The following is a 17,820-nucleotide window of genomic DNA, read 5'->3' as shown; positions in this document are numbered from 1 at the left end:
TGCTCCGGTTCAGGCAGCGACGATGGCATGGGCGCGCGTGAGCGCCTCGATGACATCGCCACCCGCATAGATGAACGAGGTGACACCCGCTTGGTTCAGCTCTGCTTCCATGTCGCCGGGGCGACCCGCCAGCCAGACGGTCGCGCCGGCTGTGGTCAGCGCTTGCGACGCGGCACGGCCTTCAGCCGCATAGGCGGCGTCCGAACCGCAGAGGCAGGCGAGGCGGGCGCCCGATGCGGTGCAGGCTGCGACGAGGGCCGCTATGTCGGTCACGCCGTCCTTCGCAAAGCCGCCGCCGCTTGGTGCCGACAGTCCGCCGGCCTCGAACAGATTGCGCGCAAAGCCGGCGCGCGCTGTGAAATCGGCGATCGGCCCAAGCGTCGCCAGAAAGACGACCGGGCGCTGCGGGGCGGCATCCGCCTTGTCCCGGAGGACCTCGAAAGGCTCGGCCAGCCGCTGCGAGGGCAGGGCCTGGGCTTGCACGCTGTCCTCCGGCGCACTCAGTGCCGCATCGCGCGTCGCGCCCCCCGCGAGCTGGTCGATGAGATCGCCCTGATCCTGCTCTGAAGCCTTGCGCAGCTCTGTCCTCGGCGTCGGCCGCCCGACGGGTGCGACAGCGAGCACGGCGACCGGCGTTTCCTTAAGATTGGGGAACTCGCTCGTGCCGGTGATCGGTTCGCGGCGGGTGGCGATCGCCTTCGCCCGTGCCTCGCGCTGCTTGGCGAGATCGGCCTGCACGGTTCCGCTGGCGAGGGCCGCAACGATGCCGGGCAGGCCGTCCGCGGCTCGCTGCTCCAGCCCTTGCAGCACGCCCCAGGCCTGCTCGCACAACGCCAGCGTCAGCGCTTCGAAGCTGCCGGCACCTGCAGCCGGGTCGGCGACGCGCCAGAGATTGGCCTCCTCCAGCAAAACGAGCTGCGTGTTGCGCGCGACGCGGCGGGCGAAGCCGTCCGGCAGGCCGAGCGCGGCGGTGAAGGGCTGCACGATCAGGGAATCCGCGCCGCCGATGCCGGCCGAGAAGGTCGCGATCGTGCCGCGCAGCAGATTGACCCAGGGGTCGCGCCGGGTCAGCGAGCGCCAGGCCGTCTCGGCATGCAGGATCATCGGCTTCGGCGACAGGCCGCAGGCCTGCTGCACGCGCTGCCAGAGCAGGCGCGCCGCGCGGAACTTGGCGATGGTCAGGAATTCGTCAGTATCGGCGACGAGAACGAAGGAGATCGCGTCCCGCGCCTCCTCCAGCGGGAAGCCCTCATTCTCCAGAGCGCGCAGATAGGCGATCGCCGTCGCCAGCATCGCGCCGAGTTCCTGTGCCTCGCTGGCGCCGGCCTCGTGCCAGGGCCGGGCATCGGCAGTGATGAATGGTCCGGCAAAGCCGCGAGCCTTCAGAGCACGGACCGTATCGGCGAGCCGGCGGCCGATCTCCGGCCAGGGTGCCGCGAGGGAACCTTGGCTAGCCAGAAGTCCGATCGGGTCCAGCCCGAAATCGATCGTTAGCGTGTCGGGCGAGAGACCGCGTTTTTCGACGAGGGCCGCCAGCAGCAGCGCATTGACGCGGCCTTGCGGAGCCGGATCCAGGCGCAGCCGGATGAGGTCGAGCATCGCGCCGTCGAGGCTGGCGTCGAGTGCTGCGACATCGTCGGCGACGAGCCCGTAGCCGCGCGCCGCGCGTGCGCCGGCAAAGGCGATGGACAGGAAATCCGCCCCGCCTTCGAGATCGGCGAGAGCGAGCTTTTGCGCCTCCGCCGGTTCGGGGTGGTCGAGGCGGACGGCGACATGCCAGCGGCCGGCCTCGCCGCGCAACGGCCTGAGCGCCGGGGAGGCGGCTTCATAAAGCGGCTCGATGCGAATGTCGTCGGCGGTCTTGCCGACCAGCCGCTTCTCGAAATCGGCGCCCTTCAGAACCTTGTCGACCGCGGCGCGCCATGCCTCCTGCGAGGGCGCGGCAAAGGCGTCCATGAAGGGCAGGTCGGATGCTGGGGCCGATTTCATGCGCGCCGATCCTCGTCTCTTGCCGCTTGTGCAGTCGCGAGGCGGTCATTGCCATGGCTGGCGACGCATCACCATTCCTACTTCGTCGCACCGGGCCTGCGCAAACCTGCGCCGCGCTGGCTGGGGCCCGAAACAACAACGCCGCCTCGCGGCGGCGTTGTGCTCTTGCCTTGCGATATGGATGCTCAGACGAACTGGCCGAGCCCCGGGATGGCGCCGACGATTGCGCCCATCGCGTCCTCGCCCGCCTTCTCGCGGCCGACCGCGAACATCTCCTTCGAGACGGATTGGATCTGGCCCATCGAGAGGCCGGCGCCCATCAACTGGCCGCCCAGCGCCATGACGCCGCCGCCACCACCCATCAGACCGCCGACCATGCCCATCAAGCCACCCTTGGCGCCGCCCTCGGCATTGGCGAGGTCCTGCGCACCCGGCAGCGCGCTCATCAGCTCGCCGATCTCGGCCGGGGGGCCTTCCTTCTGCAGGAAGGCGAGGATGATGCCGATCGCCTTGCGGGCGAGTTCCTCATTGAGGCCCGAGGCCGCGATCACGCGGGAGATCAGTTCATCCATGGTGTTGGTCCTGCATGGTCTTCATCCTATTGGTTGCGGCGAGTGACGGCGAGATAGTTCATATATCAACGATTGGATCAAGCCGATAGTCTGCGCCGCGATCGGGCTTCCGCCGGCCGGCGCCTTTCGCTACACCCTTGCCCTGACCCATCGAAAGCACAACAGGCAGGCTCATGGCGGATGACGGCGCGATTCTGATCGGCAAAAGCTGGAAGGCAGAAAACCTGCTGCTCAAGCTCGCCAACCGCCACGGCCTCGTGACGGGCGCGACCGGCACCGGCAAGACCGTGACGCTGCAGGTCATGGCCGAGGGCTTCGCCAAAGCGGGCGTCCCGGTCTTCGCCGCTGACATCAAGGGCGACCTCTCGGGCATCGCGGCGCCGGGCGATTCCAAGCCACCCTTCGTCAAGCGCGCCGAAGAGATCGGCGTGAAATACGAACCCGACCAGTTCACCACCGTGTTCTGGGACGTCTTCGGCGAGCAGGGCCACCCCGTCCGCGCCACCATTTCCGAGATGGGGCCGCTGCTTCTGGCGCGACTGCTCGATCTCAACGAGACGCAGGAGGGCGTGCTCAACATCGCTTTCCGCATCGCCGACGAGCAGAAGCTCCTGCTGCTCGATCTCAAGGATCTGCGCGCGATCCTCGGCTTCATCGCCGAGAACGCCAAGGACCTGACGACGAAATACGGCAACGTGACCTCGCAGACCGTCGGCACGATCCAGCGCGCGCTGCTGGTGCTGGAGAACCAGAAGGGCGACATGTTCTTTGGCGAGCCGGCGCTCGACATTGCCGATCTGATGAAGCTGGACCGCTACGGCCGCGGCATCGTCAATATCATGGCGGCCGACAAGCTGATGGCCAATCCGCGGCTCTATGCGACCTTCCTGCTCTGGCTGCTCTCGGAGCTGTTCGAGCAACTGCCCGAGGTCGGCGATCTGGAGAAGCCCAAGCTCGTCTTCTTCTTCGACGAGGCGCATCTGCTCTTCAACGGCGCGCCGAAGGCGCTGCTGACGGCGGTCGAGCAGGTCGTCCGCCTGATCCGCTCGAAGGGCGTCGGCGTCTATTTCGTGACGCAGAACCCGCTCGACATTCCCGACACCGTGCTGGCCCAGCTCGGCAACCGCGTCCAGCACGCGCTGCGCGCCTTCACCCCGCGCGACCAGAAGGCGGTCAAGGCCGCCGCAGAGACCTTTCGCCAGAACCCGAAGATCAACACCGCCGAGGCGATCATGCAGCTCGCGGTCGGCGAGGCGCTGACCTCGACGCTGGAGGGCAAGGGCACGCCGACCATCGTCGAGCGCACCCTGATCGCCCCACCGATGGCACAGGTCGGTCCCTGCACTGTCCAGATCCGCCAGCAGGCGCTGAACGAGTCCGGTTTCAAGGGCAAGTACGACACGATGGTCGACCGCGACTCGGCTTATGAAGAGCTGATGAAGCGCAAGAACCTGACTCCCGATGGCGAGCCGATCGAGGCCTCGACCACGGGCGATGGCGGCATCCTCGACACGATCGGCGGCTGGCTCGGCGGCAATTCGAATGCGCCACGGCCGAAGACCGGCCCCGGCAGCCGGGGTGGCGCCCTGCCGCAGAGCATGACCGAGAAGATCATCACCTCGGCAGCGCGCTCGGCCGCGACTTCGATCGGCCGGCAGGTCGGCACCGCGATCCTGCGCGGCGTGCTGGGCTCGATGATGGGTGGCAAGCGCTAAGGCAGGCTGCTGAGCGTGCGCGAACGGTGTATCCTCTGTACGGTCGGTCGTTTCGGCTGACGAGGAGGAACTGTGGAAGTCGCGCGTATCCGTTGCTCGATTTTTATGACCCTGCTCGTGTGCTGTTCGCCGGCGGCGGCGGAGTGCGTCGTCAATGGACCGAAGTGGTATCTCAATACCAACGATCGGGTGACGCTGCACGCCACGATGAACGCACAGGGATGCGGCCATACCTATCAGGTGGCAGGCACTTGGAGGATGGACAAGATCGTCGCGCTGAAACCTCCTGCGAACGGAATATTGCGACAGATCGGAGAGGTGACGTTCTATTACATTCCGAGGGCCGGGTTCTCAGGGTCGGATAACTACGTCATTTATATATGCGGAAAAGACACGTGGGGCTCGGGTTGTGCGAGGCTCAATTACGAAGTGGTCGTGCAATAGAGCGCTTCACATCGAATCTGCCTCGCGCTGCACGACGATGTGGTCGTTTCGGTCACTTCGGGATCAACCGGCGAGACCTTCTGCCTGGACAGGCGCGTATGGCGAATGAAGCCGTGATGTGGGTCGTGTTCGCAGTGCTTTCCGCGACGCGCTTGCAAGCCGCGGAACAGGAACAGCAGCTTTTCGAGACGCTGCGCGGCCTCGGTCGGTAGGCTGACTTACCTTACCCGCCAAGCCTTGCCATGATGGCGCCATCTGAATCGGCTCCCGTTCGCTCGTGAGCCCAGCCTTGCCGAGTGCCATGTCCAAGCTCCCCGCCATCCTCGCCCGTCTCGATGCCGATCTCGAGGGTTCGCTCGCGCGCCTCTCCTCCTGGCTTGAGATCCCCTCGATCTCGACCGACTCGGCCTACGCGGCCGACAGCCGCCGCGCCGCGGAATGGCTGGCCAGGGATCTGGAATCGCTCGGCTTCACCGCCGGCCTGCGCGAGACGCCCGGCCATCCGGTCGTGCTCGGCCATCGCCCGAAGCCCGGTGCGCCGCACGTGCTGTTCTATGGCCATTACGACGTGCAGCCGGTCGATCCGCTCGAACTCTGGGACACCGAGCCGTTCAAGCCGGTGGTCAGGGAGATCGAGCCCGGTCGCAAGGTCATCGTCGGGCGCGGGGCCTGCGACGACAAGGGCCAGGTCATGACCTTCGTCGAGGCGATGCGGGCGACGCTTGCCGAGACCGGCGATCTGCCCATCGGCGTCACCATCATGGTCGAGGGTGAGGAGGAATCGGGTTCGCTCAACCTGCCGGCCTTCGTCCGCGAGAACGCGGAGGAGCTGAAGGCCGATTTCGCCCTCGTCTGCGACACCGGCATGTGGGATCGCGAAACCCCGGCGATCACCGCCTCGCTGCGCGGCATGGTCTATCAGGAGGTCACGATCACCTGCGCCGACAGGGACCTGCATTCGGGGCTGTTCGGCGGAGCTGCTGCCAATCCGATCTATGTGCTGGCGACCATCGTGGCTGCCCTGCATGACGAGACCGGCAAGATCACGCTGCCGGGCTTCTATGAGGGCGTCGAGGAACCGACCAACCAGCAGAAGGCGGACTGGGCCGATCTCAACCTCACCGAAGCGGAGTTCCTCGGCCAGATCGGCCTGAAACACTCGATCGGCGAGAAGGGCCGCATGCTGATCGAGCAGATCCAGTCGCGCCCGACCTGCGACGTCAACGGCATCTGGGGCGGCTATACCGGGGAAGGCACCAAGACCGTGATCGCCGGCAAAGCCTTCGCCAAGATCTCGTTTCGCCTGGTGGGAAAGCAGGATCCGCAGAAGATCGCAGCCAGCTTCCAGGCTTTCGTGCGTGCACGCCTCCCGGCCGACGTCACCGCAAGCTTCATCGAGCATGGCGCCTCGCCTGCGATCGCGGTGCCGCTGGATTCGCCGGCACTCACCAGCGCGCGCGCCGCCCTGACCGAGGAGTGGGGCCGCAAGGCCGTGACCATCGGCTCGGGCGGCTCGGTTCCGGTCGTCGGCGATTTCAAGCGCCTGCTCGGCATGGACACGCTGCTGGTCGGCTTCGGACTCGACGACGACCGTGTCCATTCGCCCAACGAGAAATACGACCTCTCGTCCTTCCACAAGGGCCAGCGTTCCTGGGCGCGGATCATGCAGGCGCTCGGTGCCGAAAAGGCTGTTTCATGAAATCGGTCTGTGTCTTCTGCGGGTCCAATCCCGGAAACGAACCTGTCTATGCAGATGCCGCGCGCGCCATGGGCGCGGAGATCGCCCGGCGCGGCATGGTTCTGGTCTATGGCGGCGGCGCGGTCGGGCTGATGGGCATCGTCGCCGACGCCGCGCTGGCGGCCGGCGGCGAGGTCCACGGCATCATCCCCCGCGCCCTTCGTGAGAAGGAAGTCGGCCATTACGGGCTGACGCGGCTGGAGGTCGTCGAGACCATGCATATCCGCAAGGCGCGGATGGCGGAGCTGTCCGATGGCTTCATCGCCATGCCGGGCGGCATCGGCACCTTCGAGGAGCTGTTCGAGATCTGGACCTGGGGCCAGCTCGGTATCCACGACAAACCGCTCGCTTTCCTCAACGTCGCGGGCTTCTACGATCCGCTGGCGGCGTTCCTGGACAACACGGTGGAGGCGGGTTTCCTCAAGCAGACCCACCGCGCCATGGCGATCACCGATACGCAGCCCGCGACCCTGCTCGACAGGATGGAGCAATATGTCCCGGCCGCGACCTACAAATGGGTCGAGAAGGAACAGGTTTGACGGCGGCCGATCTGCCCTTCAGAGCTGTAGGAAATTAATCCTTGACACCGTGACGCTGATCGGATAGACATCGGGAACGCTCACGAACTGTGACCAGACGAAGCAAGCCGCCGCGCCCCTCAGCCGGCGGCTTTGGCATGTCTGGCCGCCGGAGATGTCCATGACCGATGAAGACGACGATGCGCTGGCGCTGCCGGCCGCGAAGGGCAAGCGCTTGGCCGTTGGCCGCAAGGCCGTGGTGACGAAGCTGTGGCGGGCCGCCAAGCGTCAGCTCGACGCGCATGAGGCGCGTCTCGACGAACTGCCGAAGGGAGCGGCGGCGAGCGAGGCCGATGCCAAGGCGCTGGCGGTTCTCGCCCGCACCGTCCGCGAGCTGGTGGCGCTCGAGGCGGCCACACTGGGCCGGGAGGACAAGTCGAACGATGATCTCTCGTCTACCGCCGGATTGCGCCATGTCGCCGAACTGCGCCGCGAGCTGGCACGCCGCATGGAGCGCCTTATCGCTGAAGACGCAGGCGAGGCTGTTGCGCCGCCTGCTTCCGGAATTGCCGCCGGATCTGGTTGAGGTCGTCGTCGACGACTGGATCTATTGGGGAAGGCTGGACCAGAAGCCTGCGCTGGGTGCCGACGACAAGGCGGTTTGGCTGGTGCTGGGCGGGCGTGGCGCGGGCAAGACCCGCACGGGTGCGGAATGGATCAAGGGCATGGCTCTCGGCCTGTCACCCTTCGCGAGCTCGTTCTCCGGCCGCATCGCCCTCGTCGGCGAAACGCAAGGGCAGGTGCGCGATGTGATGATCGAAGGTGTTTCCGGACTGCTTTCGATCCACACGCGCTGGGAACGACCGACATGGTCGCCGTCGCGGCGGCGTCTCGAATGGCCCAACGGCGCGATCGCGCAGGCCTTCTCGGCGGAAGACCCGGAAGGGCTGCGCGGCCCGCAATTCGGTGCCGCCTGGTCCGACGAACTGGCGAAATGGCCAAACCTTCAGGAGTGCTGGGACATGCTGCAATTCGGGCTTCGCCTCGGCGACAGGCCGCGCCAGATCGTCACGACGACGCCGCGCCCGGTGCCCTTGATCAAGCGTCTCCTGACCGATCCGCATGTCGCGCTCAGCCGCGCGGGTACGAGCGCGAACCGCTTCAACCTGGCGGCCGACTTCATCCGCAGCGTGACGCAGACCTATGGCGGCACGCGGCTCGGCCGGCAGGAACTCGATGGCGAACTGGTCGAGGAGAGCGCCGACGCGCTCTGGACGCGCGCCATGATCGAGGCCTGCCGCGAAGCCGCGGCGCCGACCCTGGCGCGGATCGTGGTCGCGGTCGATCCTCCCGCCTCGTCCTCGCAGCGGGCGGATGCCTGCGGCTTGGTCGTGGCCGGCATCGATCGAGATGGCTTCGGCCATGTGCTGGAGGACGGCACGGTGTCGGGCGCCCGCCCGCATGAATGGGCGGCAAAGGCCGTCGCGCTCTACCGGCGTTTCGAGGCCGATGCGCTGGTCGTCGAGGTCAACCAGGGCGGCGAGATGGCGACCTCCGTCATCGGCGAGGTCGATGCGGGCGTGCCGGTAACCGCAGTCAGGGCGACGCGCGGGAAATATCTGCGGGCCGAGCCAGTCGCCGCACTCTATGCGCAGGGGAGAGTACGCCATGCCGGCACCTTCCCCGCGCTTGAGGACGAGATGTGCGATTTCGGGCCGGGCGGCCTCAGCTCCGGCCGCTCGCCGGACCGGCTCGACGCGCTGGTCTGGGCACTGACCCATCTCATGCTGGGCCCGAAGGGCCGGCCGCGGGTGAGGGGAATCTGACAGCGTCATTCTCGGGCGGAGCCCTCGGGCCCGGGCTATGGCTGGACCAGGGATAAATTCCTCGCAGACCCGAGAATCTCTCGGCGGGAGATGCTCGGGTCGAGCCCGAGCATGACGACACGCGTTCAACGCACCCAACAGCGAGACCTCCATGCTCAACTTCCTTCGCAACCTGCGCGGCCCCGCCGCGCCGGAACGCAAGCGCTCGCGCGTCGGGCCGCTGATCGCCCTGCACGAGGCGGGGCGTCCGGTCTGGACGCCGCGCGATTATGCGGCGCTCGCCCGCGAGGGCTATGAGCGCAACCCGGTCGTGCATCGTTGTGTCCGGCTGATCGCGGAGGCGGCGGCCCAGACTCCGCTCGTCGCCAAGGTTGGTGCGCGCGAGGTGCCCGAGCACCCTGCACTGGCCCTGATCGACAGGCCCAATCCGCGCCAGGGCGGCATCGCCTTCCGCGAGACGCTGTTCGGCCATCTGCTTGTCGCTGGCAACGCCTATGTCGAGGCGGCCAGCGCAGGCCACGAGCCACGAGAACTCTATGCGCTGCGGCCGGACCGGATGCGGATCGTACCCGGCCGCGACGGCTGGCCGGAAGCCTATGACTATACGGTCGGCGGCGACACCATCCGCTTCCGGCAAGACGAGGGCGGCGTGCCGCCGATCCTGCACCTGACGCTGTTCCACCCGGTCGACGACCATTATGGCCTCTCGCCGATCGAGCCTGCCGCCTGTTCGCTCGACATCCACAACGCCGCCAGCCACTGGCACAAGGCCCTGCTCGACAATGCGGCGAGGCCGTCGGGCGCGCTGGTCTATGACAGCCCGGACGGTGCGAGTCTCAGTGAGGCGCAGTTCGAGCGCCTGAAGGCCGAACTGGAAGAGAGTTTCCAGGGCGCACGCAATGCCGGCCGCCCGCTGCTGCTCGAGGGCGGGCTCGACTGGAAGCCACTCTCGCTGACGCCGGCAGAACTCGACTTCGTCGCCGCCAAGGGCGTGGCGGCACGCGAGATCGCGCTCGCCTTCGGCGTGCCGCCGCTGCTGCTCGGCCTGCCGGGAGACAACACCCATGCCAATTTCGCCGAGGCCAATCGCGCCTTCTGGCGCCAGACCGCGATTCCGCTGGTCCGGCGCACGGCGCAGTCGCTGGCGCAATGGCTTGGTCCGGCCTTCGGCGGCGAGCTGACGCTGGAGCCCGATCTCGATGCCATCGAGGCGCTCGCCGAGGAGCGGGAATCGCTCTGGCGGAGGCTCTCCGCCGCGACCTTCCTCGGCGAGGACGAGAAGCGCGAGGCGGTCGGCTACGGCCGGGCGCCGGCGGCCGGAGGGACGGGCTCATGAACCTGCTCGAACAGATCGTCGCCGCCTTTGTCGGGCGCGCCGATGTCGGCCATCTCGGCCTGCTGCTCTGGGCCGCCTCGGCCTCGGCCTTCGCCTTCTTCGTGCTGCGTGAACTGACTGCCGCCAACCGTCGCTTCGACGAATTCGTACGCGAACTCAACCGCTTCAACGCCCGTCACGAGGGGGACCAGCCATGACGCGTTCCGGAGAAAAGAAGCCGTCGCCGCCGCCATCCTCCAGTTCTGGCCGGTCGCCGCCGCAGAAACCGCAGCGCGGGCCTGCGAACACCGAGATCTTCAGCCGTTTCGTGCGCAACCTGGCCCGGCTGGAAGGCGGCGCGGCGCGTTTCGGCAAGGCCCGAGCCGGAAAGGGCGGGGAGGGCGCCCGATGATGAGGAGCGCTCTTGCGACCGGGCCCTTCGCACGCGAATCCAAGTTCCTGCCCCTGCCGCCGGCGCGGATCAGGCCCGACGGTCTCTTCGAGGGCTATGCAAGCCTGTTCGGCATCGCCGATCTCGGCAAGGACGTGGTCGAGCCCGGGGCCTTCCGCGACAGCCTCGTTCGGCGCGGTCCGGGGGGCGTCAAGCTGCTTTGGCAGCACGATCCGGCCGAGCCGATCGGGCGCTGGGTCGCGCTCGCCGAGGATGGGCGCGGGCTCTTCGTTCGCGGCCAGCTTTCGCTGGCCGTGGCCCGTGCCCGCGAGATCCATGCGCTGATGCGGGAGGGCGCAGTCGATGGGCTCTCGATCGGCTTCCGCTCGGAAAAGGCCCGCACCGAGCCGCGCAGCGGCCTGCGCCGGCTGGAGCGGGTCGATCTCTGGGAGGTCTCGATCGTCACCTTTCCGATGCTGCCGCAGGCGCGCGTCACCGCCGTCAAGGCACTGCGTTGCACGCCGCCCTCTGCCCGAGCCGCCTCTGGCCAAGCCGCTTTTGCCCGCTCCTGAACCCGTTCCACCCGAGGAGAGACCATGACCACTGCCAACCACGCTCCCGAGAGCAAAGCCGCCGGCGCCGATCTGTCGCTGGCCTTCGACGATCTGCGCTACATGCTGGAAAGTTACCGCGTCAGCAATGACGAGCGCCTCGCCGAGATCGAGACCCGCCATGGCGCGGACCCGCTGACCGAGGAAAAGATGGCGCGGATGGATGCCGCGCTCGACGACGCGATGCGCCGCATCGACCGGCTGACGCTCGACCGCAGCCGCCCGGCGCTCGGCCGCGACGAGCCGCGCGATCCGCTGGTGGGAGAGCACAAGGCTGCCTTCGCATCCTACATCCGCAGCGGCGAGGCCGGCGGTCTGAAGCGGCTGGAGGGCAAGGCGCTCTCGGCGGGCTCTGGCCCCGATGGCGGCTATCTCGCGCCGTCGGGCGTCGAGAGCGAGATCCTGCGGCGGCTGGCGACGGTGTCCCCGATCCGCGCCATCGCCACCGTCCGGACGATTTCGTCCGGCACCTACAAGAAGGCTTTCTCAACCACGGGCCCTGCCTCCGGCTGGGTCGCCGAGACGTCCGCCCGCCCGCAGACCGGCTCCCCGGCACTGGCCGAACTCTCCTTCCCGGCCATGGAGCTCTATGCCATGCCGGCTGCGACCCAGACCCTGCTCGACGACGCCATCGTCAACATCGACCAGTGGATCGCCGAGGAGGTGGAGAGCGCCTTCGCCGAGCAGGAAGGCGCGGCCTTCGTCAACGGGGACGGCATCGACAAGCCCAAGGGCTTCCTGGCCTATCCGACGGCGGCCGACGGGGTCTGGAGCTGGGGCAGTCTCGGCGTGCTCAACACAGGCGTCGCCGGCGCCTTTGCCGCGTCCAGCCCCTCCGACATCCTGGTCGATCTCGTCTATGCGCTGAAGGCCGGCTATCGCCAGAACGCCTCCTTCGTGATGAACCGCAAGACGCAAGCCCAGGTGCGCAAGTTCAAGGACACGACCGGCCAGTATCTCTGGCAGCCACCGGCTTCGGTCGGGGCTCCGGCGACGCTGCTCGGCTTCCCGCTGGTCGAGGCGGAGGACATGCCCAATATCGCCAACAACGCGGTCTCGCTCGCCTTCGGCGACTTCCGGCGCGGCTATCTCGTCGTCGACCGGGCCGGCGTCCGCATCCTGCGGGATCCCTACTCCGCCAAGCCCTATGTGCTGTTCTACACGACCAAGCGCGTCGGCGGCGGCGTGCAGGACTTCGCGGCGATCAAGGGCCTGAAATTCGCGGTCTGAGCCGGCAAGTGAGCCGATGCGGACGGGCGGGGCGTTCGCGCCCCGTCCTCAGCGCGAGAACCACCAGCTATAGCCGGCGGCCGGAGGTTCGCGCTCGAGTTGGCGCGGGTTCGGCCCCATCGCGAGCAATCGCGCCGCAGCCTCCGTGATCCAGCTGCGATGTTCGCTGACCGGCGTGATCGCGGTGAAGCCGCCACAGATGCGCCGGGCGCGCGAATTCAGCGGCCCGCTCGACCAGCTCACGATGCCGACGAGATCGCGCGAATGGGCGTTGCCGCGCAGCACGGGACCACCGGAATCGCCGCGGCAGGCGCCGGCGCCCGGGCTTTCGCCCTTGGCTTCGGCATCGACGGCGACCTTGACCGTGTTCTGCGTGGTGTAGTTGCCTGCGTTGACCAGCCTGGTCTCGCGCAGGCGCCGCGCCGTCTTCTTGTTGTCTTCGACCGAGAGGCCGAAGCCGGCCATGGTCACGGTCTCGCCTTGCCAAAGTCCTCCGCCGAGCGTGACCGGCTGGATATCGGCGGGCAACGGGGCCGCCAGCCGCAACATCGCGAGATCGGTGCCGGGCTGGGTGCGCGGCGTGGTCCCGGGCACGAAGCTCGGATGCGGAAGCACCGCGATGACGGCATGCCGGCGTGCACGGAAGCGCGGATCGAGGCTGACGACGCTGACCGAGCCGCCGCCCATCAGGCAATGCGCCGCGGTCAGGACCAGTTCCGGCGCGATCGCCGCTCCCGAGCAGAGTTCGCCCCGGCTGGTCTCGACACGCAGTGTCGAGGCTCGCGCGCCCCGCACATCCTGCGAAGTCGTGCCACCGACGACGGCAAGCGCCGGCGACAGGCCGGCAACGAGAGCAGTGGCGAGAATGAAGGCGAACGCGCGCGATGACATGATGCGAACCAGATGGACGAACACGCCTAATCTATGGGCTGCTGCGGCGCAGTCCAGCCTTTCCGTCAGCGACCGTTCGTCCAGGACGCACGCTCGGCCCATCTCGAGAGCGTCCCGTCGATCCAGGCGCGCTGCGGCGAGACCAGCACACCCTGGCTCAACAAGCCGCAACTCTTGCCGGCAGGTCCGGTCGACCAGCTCGTGACGGCGACGATGCCGCCATCGCTGCCGGTCATCGGCCCGCCTGAATCGCCCTGGCAGGCGCCGGGCCCCGGGCGCTTGCCGGCTCCGGCTTGATCGGCTGCCCAGAGCAGGACCCGTCCCGGACCATAGGGCTCGACCACGGCGAGGGTGGCGGAGCGATAGACGCCGGTGCTTCGAGCCTCGCCCTCCCGCGAGACGCCATAGCCTGCCAGCATGACCGGAGCGCCGGCGCGCGGCTGCGCACCATCGACGAGCACGGCGGGCGTGAAACGGGCCGGAAGCGGCTCGCCCAGCCGGATGAGAGCAAGGTCGATCGAGCGCCGCCGCGCCGCTACCGCATTGGCATTGAACTCGGGGTGGAGGGCGACGGCGGTCGGCGCGATCAGCACGGGCTCGCCGCCGCCGTCCTTCCAATGGATGCGCAGATCCGTGCCGCCGGCCGCGCAATGGGCCGCCGTCAGGATCGCGCGCGCCGACAGGACGATGCCGGTGCAGACGCCGCCGCGCGCATTCAGGACCATCAGCGTCGAGCCTGCCGCCGGCCCGCCATCGCGGCCGCCGACGACAGCGCCCGCGGGTTTCGCGGCCAGCGTCATGCCGCAGGCGAGGCCGGCCAAGGCGATCAGATATCCGACGCGCATCGGCGCTCCTCCCAGGACAGGAGGCGCTGGATAGCGCGTCGGCCCCTGCAATTGAACCCTGAATCGGAGCGATCATGACGCCGCTTGCCTTGACCCCGCCGGCGCAGGAGCCGGTTTCACTCTCCGAAGCTAGGCTTTTCCTGCGGCTCGACCAGACGGCGGAGGACGATTTGCTCGGCACGCTGATCACAGCCGCCCGGCTGATGGTCGAGGCCGCGTCCGGCAGGCTCCTGGTCGACCAGACCTGGCGCATCGTGATCGACCGCTGGCCCGAGAGCGGCGAGATTCGCCTGCCGCTTTCGCCGGTCGGCGCGATCACGGCCGCACGTGTCTATGACGTGCTGGGTGTAGCGCAGCCGGTCGCCGCCGAGGCGCTGCAACTCGACAGGGCCGCCGATCCGCCGGTCGTGCGGGTCGTGGCGGAGGTGCCCGAGATCGGCCGTTCGCGCGGCGCGATCGAGATTGACGTCGTCGCCGGCTTCGGCGCGACCGCGGTCGCGGTGCCGGTCCTGCTGCGGCAGGCGGTGCTGCGGCTGGCGGGACGCTGGTTCGAGCGCCGCGGCGATGTCGTCGGGCGCGATGCCGAGGCGCTGCCGCCGGAGATCATGGCGCTGATCGCGCCGTTCCGCCGCGCGAGGCTCTGACCATGGCGGACATCAACGGCGAGGGCGTGCCCGTCGGTACGCTGCGGCGCCGGCTCGTGCTCGAGGCCGCGGTCGCGACGCCGGACGGGATCGGCGGGGCGACACAGGCCTTTGAGACCGTCGCAGCGCTGTGGGCGCAGGTCGAATGGCTCTCGGGTGGTGAGCATTGGCGCCGGGGTCGGTCCGAGCAGGCCGCGACGCACCGCGTCACGATGCGCTGGCGCACGGGCGTCGATGCCGGCCAGCGCCTGCGCGACGGCGAGCGCCTTTTCGACATCCGCGCGGTTGCCGATCCTGATGGCAGCCGGCGCCGTCTCGTCTGCCACGTCCTGGAGAGCACGCCATGAGCGACGCGATCCTCGCATTGCGCTCCGCGATCCAGGCCCGGCTGCAGGCGGATTCAGCCCTCACGGCGCTGATCGGCCCCGGCCGCATCCATGACGAGGCGCCCCGCGCTGCGAGCGGCCTCTACATCGTCCATGGCGATGTCGAGGCGCGCGACTGGTCGACCGGCAGCGACCGGGGCTGCGAACAGAATCTCGGGCTCACCGTCTGGGCCGGAGAAAGCAGTTCCTCCCGGCAGGCTTTGGAGGCCGCGGCGCTGGTCGTCGCGGCCTTGAACGACGCACCGCTCGCGCCGGCCGGGCACGGGCTCGTCAATCTGCGCTGGCACTCCAGCCGGCTGGCGCGGGACGGCGCGTCCGGGCTCGCCTTCGTCGCGATCCACTTCCGTGCCGTGACCGAAACCCTCTGATTTCACCAACACCGGATGAAGGAGACGCCGTATGTCGGCACAGAAGGGCAAGGACCTGCTGCTCAAGGCGGAGGATGCGGAGGGCGGCTTCGTCACGGTCGCCGGGCTGCGCGCCCGGCAGATCGCCTTTAACGCGGAGACGGTGGATGTGACGCATTCCGAATCGGCCGGCCGCTGGCGCGAATTGCTGGCGGGGGCAGGGATGCGGCGCGCCGCAATCAGTGGTGCCGGCATCTTCAAGGAGGAGGCTTCCGACGCGCTGGTGCGCCAGCTCTTCTTCGACGGCACGATCCGCGACTGGCAGGTGATCGTGCCCGATTTCGGCACGATCACAGGGCCGTTCCAGCTCTCGAGCCTGGAATATCGTGGCGACCATGCCGGCGAGGTCACCTTCGACCTCTCGCTGGAATCGGCCGGTCAGCTCGCCTTCGTGGCGCTGTGAAGGGGGCTGGCATGGTCAACCGCTATCGCGGCGAAACGGTTCTGATGGTCGAGGGCGAGCCGTTGCCGATGCGCCTCAGCCTGGGGGCGCTTGCCAAACTCGAGCATGCGTTCAGCGTGGACAGCCTGCCGGCGCTGGGCGAGCGCTTCTCCGGGGGCAGGCTCTCGGCGCGGGACGTGACGCGCATCCTCACGGCCGGCCTGCGCGGCGCCGGCAGCAGCGTCAGCGAGGATCAGGTGGCGAGCTTCGCCTTCGACGGCGGCCTGAACGGCGCGATCAGGGCCGCGATCGCCCTGCTCGACGCGACTTTCGGCGATCCGGCCGACGAATCTGCGACGGAGGCCGGCGCCGGGCCACGCCCTCCTCAGCCGCCGGCGGCTTGATCCCGCCGGCGGCGGCCGTCCCGTTTCCCTGGCGCGAGGTCATGGCCTTCGGGCTCGGCCGGCTCGGCTGGCCGCCCGAGACCTTCTGGGCCGCGACCCCGCGCGAGATCGGCGCGGCGCTCCGGGCCCATCGGACCGAACACATGTCAGAGGTGCCCGCACGCGATGCGCTTCGGGCCCTGATGGCCGCCCATCCCGACGCCTGAGCCGGCGTCCTTCGTTTTCCGATTGCGAGATCCGCCATGCCCGACGACGACATCGTGCTCTCCTCACGCCTGACCGACATGCGGCAGCTCGGCTCGCTGACGCAAAGCCTCGGCAAATCGGCCGACAGCTTCGGCAAGTCGATCACCAACGCCTTCGCCAAGGGCATCGTCGAGGGCAAGCGCTTCGAGGATGTGCTGCGCAGCGTCGGCCGCTCGATCACCGAGACGCTGCTGAAATCGGCGCTGAAGCCGCTGCAGACGGGGCTCTCCAGCCTGCTCGGCACCGGAGTGAAGAGCCTGACGGGGCTGTTCACCGGCGGTCTCGGCCTGGGCGGGTTCGGAGGTGGCGCAGCCTTGCCGGTCGCGCCCTTCGCCGAGGGTGGCGTCATCGCCTCGCCCTCATACTTTCCGTTGGGGCGCGGCCTCGGCCTGATGGGCGAGCGCGGCGCGGAGGCGATCCTGCCGCTGTCGCGCGGCGCCGATGGCCGCCTCGGCGTGCGGTCCTCCGGCGAGGCGGCCCGTCCGCTCAGCGTGGTCGTGCAGGTCTCGACCCCCGATGCCGACAGCTTCCGCCGCTCGGAGGCGCAGGTTGCGGCGGCGATCGCGCGCGCCGTGGCGCGCGGCGGCCGCGCCTTGTGAGGGCTTGAGGCGATGACCGATTTCCACGAGATCCGCTTCCCGACCGACATCGCCCGCGGCGCGCGCGGCGGGCCCGAGCGCCTGACGCAGATCGTGACGCTGGCCTCGGGCCGCGAGGTGCGCAACAGCCGTTGGGCCCATTCGCGGCGGCGCTACGACGCCGGCGTCGGCATCCGCACGCTCGATGCGCTGGCCGCCGTCGTTGCCTTCTTCGAGGAGCGGCGCGGGCGCCTGTACGGCTTCCGCTGGCGTGACAGGCTCGACTGGAAGAGCTGCCCGCCCTCGCAGGCGCCGGCCGCGACCGATCAGGCGATCGGCATCGGTGATGGCGTCACCGGGACCTTCCAGCTCTGCAAGCACTACGGCACCGGCATCGCGACCTATCGCCGGCCGATCACCAAGCCGGTGCCTGGCGAGGTCGCCGTCGCGGTCGATGGCGTCCCGGCCGACGACCCCGGCCATGTCACCTGCGATGCCGCGACCGGACGCGTCACCTTCGCCGCCGGCCATCTGCCGGGACCGGGCGCCATGGTGACGGCCGGCTTCCTCTTCGACGTACCGGTGCGCTTCGACATCGACGCGATCGAGGTCGATCTCTCCGCCTTCGAGGCCGGCGAAATCCCCAAGATCCCCATCGTTGAGATCAAGCCCTGAGGCGAAATCTTTC

Annotated in this window: 23 protein-coding genes; 19 read left to right on the top strand and 4 right to left on the bottom strand. The window is 68.7% G+C overall.

Annotated features, from left to right (window positions below; all coding sequences use genetic code 11):
* Window positions 1-9: 9 nt before the first annotated feature.
* Both C8D03_RS01100 and C8D03_RS01095 read right to left on the bottom strand, forming a co-directional pair.
* The gene (locus C8D03_RS01100; RefSeq protein WP_248308306.1) at window positions 10-1,989 is read right to left on the bottom strand and encodes a methylmalonyl-CoA mutase subunit beta; all 1,980 of its coding nucleotides are present in this window, start codon (window positions 1,987-1,989) and stop codon (window positions 10-12) included.
* 185 nt (window positions 1,990-2,174) lie between these two features.
* Window positions 2,175-2,561 (bottom strand): DUF2267 domain-containing protein, encoded by a 387-nt coding sequence (locus C8D03_RS01095; RefSeq protein ID WP_108044613.1) that lies wholly within the window; start codon window positions 2,559-2,561, stop codon window positions 2,175-2,177.
* Window positions 2,562-2,734: 173 nt separating this feature from the next.
* Here C8D03_RS01095 and C8D03_RS01090 point away from each other — a divergent pair, with 173 nt between their 5' ends.
* The 11 genes from C8D03_RS01090 to C8D03_RS01040 all read left to right on the top strand — a co-directional run bounded on the left by C8D03_RS01090 (window position 2,735) and on the right by C8D03_RS01040 (window position 12,349).
* On the top strand, window positions 2,735-4,276 hold the full coding sequence (locus C8D03_RS01090; RefSeq protein ID WP_108044612.1) for a helicase HerA-like domain-containing protein: 1,542 nt from the start codon (window positions 2,735-2,737) through the stop codon (window positions 4,274-4,276).
* Window positions 4,277-4,348: 72 nt separating this feature from the next.
* Window positions 4,349-4,720 carry a hypothetical protein gene (locus C8D03_RS01085; protein ID WP_146170028.1) on the top strand — a complete coding sequence of 124 codons (372 nt, stop codon included), beginning with the start codon at window positions 4,349-4,351 and terminating at the stop codon, window positions 4,718-4,720.
* A 301-nt stretch (window positions 4,721-5,021) separates the two neighbouring features.
* The gene (locus C8D03_RS01080) at window positions 5,022-6,419 is read left to right on the top strand and encodes a dipeptidase (RefSeq protein WP_108044610.1); all 1,398 of its coding nucleotides are present in this window, start codon (window positions 5,022-5,024) and stop codon (window positions 6,417-6,419) included.
* Entirely contained in the window at window positions 6,416-6,997 is a 582-nt protein-coding gene (locus tag C8D03_RS01075) for an LOG family protein (RefSeq protein WP_108044609.1), read from the top strand. The genes C8D03_RS01080 and C8D03_RS01075 overlap by 4 nt, the downstream gene beginning before the upstream one ends.
* A 160-nt stretch (window positions 6,998-7,157) precedes the next feature.
* Window positions 7,158-7,562 (top strand): hypothetical protein, encoded by a 405-nt coding sequence (locus tag C8D03_RS01070; protein WP_146170026.1) that lies wholly within the window; start codon window positions 7,158-7,160, stop codon window positions 7,560-7,562.
* Complete coding sequence (locus tag C8D03_RS01065; protein ID WP_465246421.1) at window positions 7,522-8,802, top strand: DNA-packaging protein; 1,281 nt, start codon at window positions 7,522-7,524, stop codon at window positions 8,800-8,802. Before C8D03_RS01070 ends, C8D03_RS01065 begins: the two co-directional genes overlap by 41 nt.
* Window positions 8,803-8,953: 151 nt before the next feature.
* On the top strand, window positions 8,954-10,138 hold the full coding sequence (locus C8D03_RS01060; protein ID WP_108044606.1) for a phage portal protein: 1,185 nt from the start codon (window positions 8,954-8,956) through the stop codon (window positions 10,136-10,138).
* Window positions 10,135-10,335, top strand: a complete 201-nt coding sequence (locus C8D03_RS01055) for a hypothetical protein (protein WP_108044605.1) — start codon at window positions 10,135-10,137, stop codon at window positions 10,333-10,335. Before C8D03_RS01060 ends, C8D03_RS01055 begins: the two co-directional genes overlap by 4 nt.
* Window positions 10,332-10,529, top strand: coding sequence for a hypothetical protein (locus tag C8D03_RS01050; RefSeq protein ID WP_108044604.1), 198 nt, complete (start codon window positions 10,332-10,334; stop codon window positions 10,527-10,529). The genes C8D03_RS01055 and C8D03_RS01050 overlap by 4 nt, the downstream gene beginning before the upstream one ends.
* Window positions 10,526-11,080, top strand: a complete 555-nt coding sequence (locus C8D03_RS01045) for an HK97 family phage prohead protease (protein ID WP_108044603.1) — start codon at window positions 10,526-10,528, stop codon at window positions 11,078-11,080. The genes C8D03_RS01050 and C8D03_RS01045 overlap by 4 nt, the downstream gene beginning before the upstream one ends.
* A gap of 24 nt (window positions 11,081-11,104) precedes the next feature.
* Window positions 11,105-12,349, top strand: a complete 1,245-nt coding sequence (locus tag C8D03_RS01040) for a phage major capsid protein (RefSeq protein ID WP_108044602.1) — start codon at window positions 11,105-11,107, stop codon at window positions 12,347-12,349.
* A 48-nt stretch (window positions 12,350-12,397) separates the two neighbouring features.
* Here the strand turns inward: C8D03_RS01040 and C8D03_RS01035 are convergent, their stop codons facing one another.
* On the bottom strand, window positions 12,398-13,240 hold the full coding sequence (locus C8D03_RS01035) for a S1 family peptidase (protein WP_108051037.1): 843 nt from the start codon (window positions 13,238-13,240) through the stop codon (window positions 12,398-12,400).
* A 65-nt stretch (window positions 13,241-13,305) separates the two neighbouring features.
* Window positions 13,306-14,085: a S1 family peptidase gene (locus C8D03_RS01030; RefSeq protein WP_108044601.1), complete on the bottom strand. Its 780-nt coding sequence runs from the start codon at window positions 14,083-14,085 to the stop codon at window positions 13,306-13,308.
* 74 nt (window positions 14,086-14,159) lie between these two features.
* Here C8D03_RS01030 and C8D03_RS01025 point away from each other — a divergent pair, with 74 nt between their 5' ends.
* From C8D03_RS01025 to C8D03_RS00995, 8 genes are read left to right on the top strand one after another with little or no spacing between them, the layout of a single operon-like run.
* Complete coding sequence (locus tag C8D03_RS01025; RefSeq protein ID WP_108044600.1) at window positions 14,160-14,729, top strand: head-tail connector protein; 570 nt, start codon at window positions 14,160-14,162, stop codon at window positions 14,727-14,729.
* 2 nt (window positions 14,730-14,731) lie between these two features.
* On the top strand, window positions 14,732-15,076 hold the full coding sequence (locus C8D03_RS01020) for a phage head closure protein (protein WP_108044599.1): 345 nt from the start codon (window positions 14,732-14,734) through the stop codon (window positions 15,074-15,076).
* Window positions 15,073-15,483: a DUF3168 domain-containing protein gene (locus tag C8D03_RS01015; protein ID WP_108044598.1), complete on the top strand. Its 411-nt coding sequence runs from the start codon at window positions 15,073-15,075 to the stop codon at window positions 15,481-15,483. The genes C8D03_RS01020 and C8D03_RS01015 overlap by 4 nt, the downstream gene beginning before the upstream one ends.
* Window positions 15,484-15,514: 31 nt before the next feature.
* Window positions 15,515-15,925, top strand: coding sequence for a phage major tail protein, TP901-1 family (locus tag C8D03_RS01010; RefSeq protein ID WP_108044597.1), 411 nt, complete (start codon window positions 15,515-15,517; stop codon window positions 15,923-15,925).
* Window positions 15,926-15,936: 11 nt separating this feature from the next.
* Complete coding sequence (locus C8D03_RS26320) at window positions 15,937-16,308, top strand: gene transfer agent family protein (RefSeq protein ID WP_181300571.1); 372 nt, start codon at window positions 15,937-15,939, stop codon at window positions 16,306-16,308.
* Window positions 16,305-16,514: a phage tail assembly chaperone gene (locus C8D03_RS26315; protein ID WP_465246420.1), complete on the top strand. Its 210-nt coding sequence runs from the start codon at window positions 16,305-16,307 to the stop codon at window positions 16,512-16,514. The genes C8D03_RS26320 and C8D03_RS26315 overlap by 4 nt, the downstream gene beginning before the upstream one ends.
* A 36-nt stretch (window positions 16,515-16,550) precedes the next feature.
* Window positions 16,551-17,153, top strand: coding sequence for a phage tail tape measure protein (locus tag C8D03_RS01000; RefSeq protein WP_108044595.1), 603 nt, complete (start codon window positions 16,551-16,553; stop codon window positions 17,151-17,153).
* Between the two features lie 12 nt (window positions 17,154-17,165).
* Entirely contained in the window at window positions 17,166-17,807 is a 642-nt protein-coding gene (locus C8D03_RS00995) for a DUF2460 domain-containing protein (RefSeq protein WP_108044594.1), read from the top strand.
* Window positions 17,808-17,820 lie beyond the last annotated feature (13 nt).

Source organism: Bosea sp. 124 (genome assembly GCF_003046175.1).
Lineage (GTDB): Bacteria > Pseudomonadota > Alphaproteobacteria > Rhizobiales > Beijerinckiaceae > Allobosea.
The sequence above is the reverse complement of the archived record's forward strand: the minus strand, read 5'-3'. Positions and strand labels throughout refer to the sequence as shown.

Bases quoted from the DNA above. Each gene is read 5' to 3' on its own strand.
- C8D03_RS01095 (WP_108044613.1), bottom strand. From the start codon at position 2,561: ATGGATGAACTGATCTCCCGCGTGATCGCGGCCTCGGGCCTCAATGAG.
- C8D03_RS01080 (WP_108044610.1), top strand. From the start codon at position 5,022: ATGTCCAAGCTCCCCGCCATCCTCGCCCGTCTCGATGCCGATCTCGAG.
- C8D03_RS01060 (WP_108044606.1), top strand. From the start codon at position 8,954: ATGCTCAACTTCCTTCGCAACCTGCGCGGCCCCGCCGCGCCGGAACGC.
- C8D03_RS01090 (WP_108044612.1), top strand. From the start codon at position 2,735: ATGGCGGATGACGGCGCGATTCTGATCGGCAAAAGCTGGAAGGCAGAA.
- C8D03_RS01070 (WP_146170026.1), top strand. From the start codon at position 7,158: ATGACCGATGAAGACGACGATGCGCTGGCGCTGCCGGCCGCGAAGGGC.
- C8D03_RS01075 (WP_108044609.1), top strand. From the start codon at position 6,416: ATGAAATCGGTCTGTGTCTTCTGCGGGTCCAATCCCGGAAACGAACCT.
- C8D03_RS01020 (WP_108044599.1), top strand. From the start codon at position 14,732: ATGGCGGACATCAACGGCGAGGGCGTGCCCGTCGGTACGCTGCGGCGC.
- C8D03_RS01100 (WP_248308306.1), bottom strand. From the start codon at position 1,989: ATGAAATCGGCCCCAGCATCCGACCTGCCCTTCATGGACGCCTTTGCC.
- C8D03_RS01045 (WP_108044603.1), top strand. From the start codon at position 10,526: ATGATGAGGAGCGCTCTTGCGACCGGGCCCTTCGCACGCGAATCCAAG.
- C8D03_RS01035 (WP_108051037.1), bottom strand. From the start codon at position 13,240: ATGTCATCGCGCGCGTTCGCCTTCATTCTCGCCACTGCTCTCGTTGCC.
- C8D03_RS01055 (WP_108044605.1), top strand. From the start codon at position 10,135: ATGAACCTGCTCGAACAGATCGTCGCCGCCTTTGTCGGGCGCGCCGAT.
- C8D03_RS01030 (WP_108044601.1), bottom strand. From the start codon at position 14,085: ATGCGCGTCGGATATCTGATCGCCTTGGCCGGCCTCGCCTGCGGCATG.
- C8D03_RS01015 (WP_108044598.1), top strand. From the start codon at position 15,073: ATGAGCGACGCGATCCTCGCATTGCGCTCCGCGATCCAGGCCCGGCTG.
- C8D03_RS01040 (WP_108044602.1), top strand. From the start codon at position 11,105: ATGACCACTGCCAACCACGCTCCCGAGAGCAAAGCCGCCGGCGCCGAT.
- C8D03_RS00995 (WP_108044594.1), top strand. From the start codon at position 17,166: ATGACCGATTTCCACGAGATCCGCTTCCCGACCGACATCGCCCGCGGC.
- C8D03_RS01050 (WP_108044604.1), top strand. From the start codon at position 10,332: ATGACGCGTTCCGGAGAAAAGAAGCCGTCGCCGCCGCCATCCTCCAGT.
- C8D03_RS01000 (WP_108044595.1), top strand. From the start codon at position 16,551: ATGCCCGACGACGACATCGTGCTCTCCTCACGCCTGACCGACATGCGG.
- C8D03_RS01025 (WP_108044600.1), top strand. From the start codon at position 14,160: ATGACGCCGCTTGCCTTGACCCCGCCGGCGCAGGAGCCGGTTTCACTC.
- C8D03_RS26320 (WP_181300571.1), top strand. From the start codon at position 15,937: ATGGTCAACCGCTATCGCGGCGAAACGGTTCTGATGGTCGAGGGCGAG.
- C8D03_RS01010 (WP_108044597.1), top strand. From the start codon at position 15,515: ATGTCGGCACAGAAGGGCAAGGACCTGCTGCTCAAGGCGGAGGATGCG.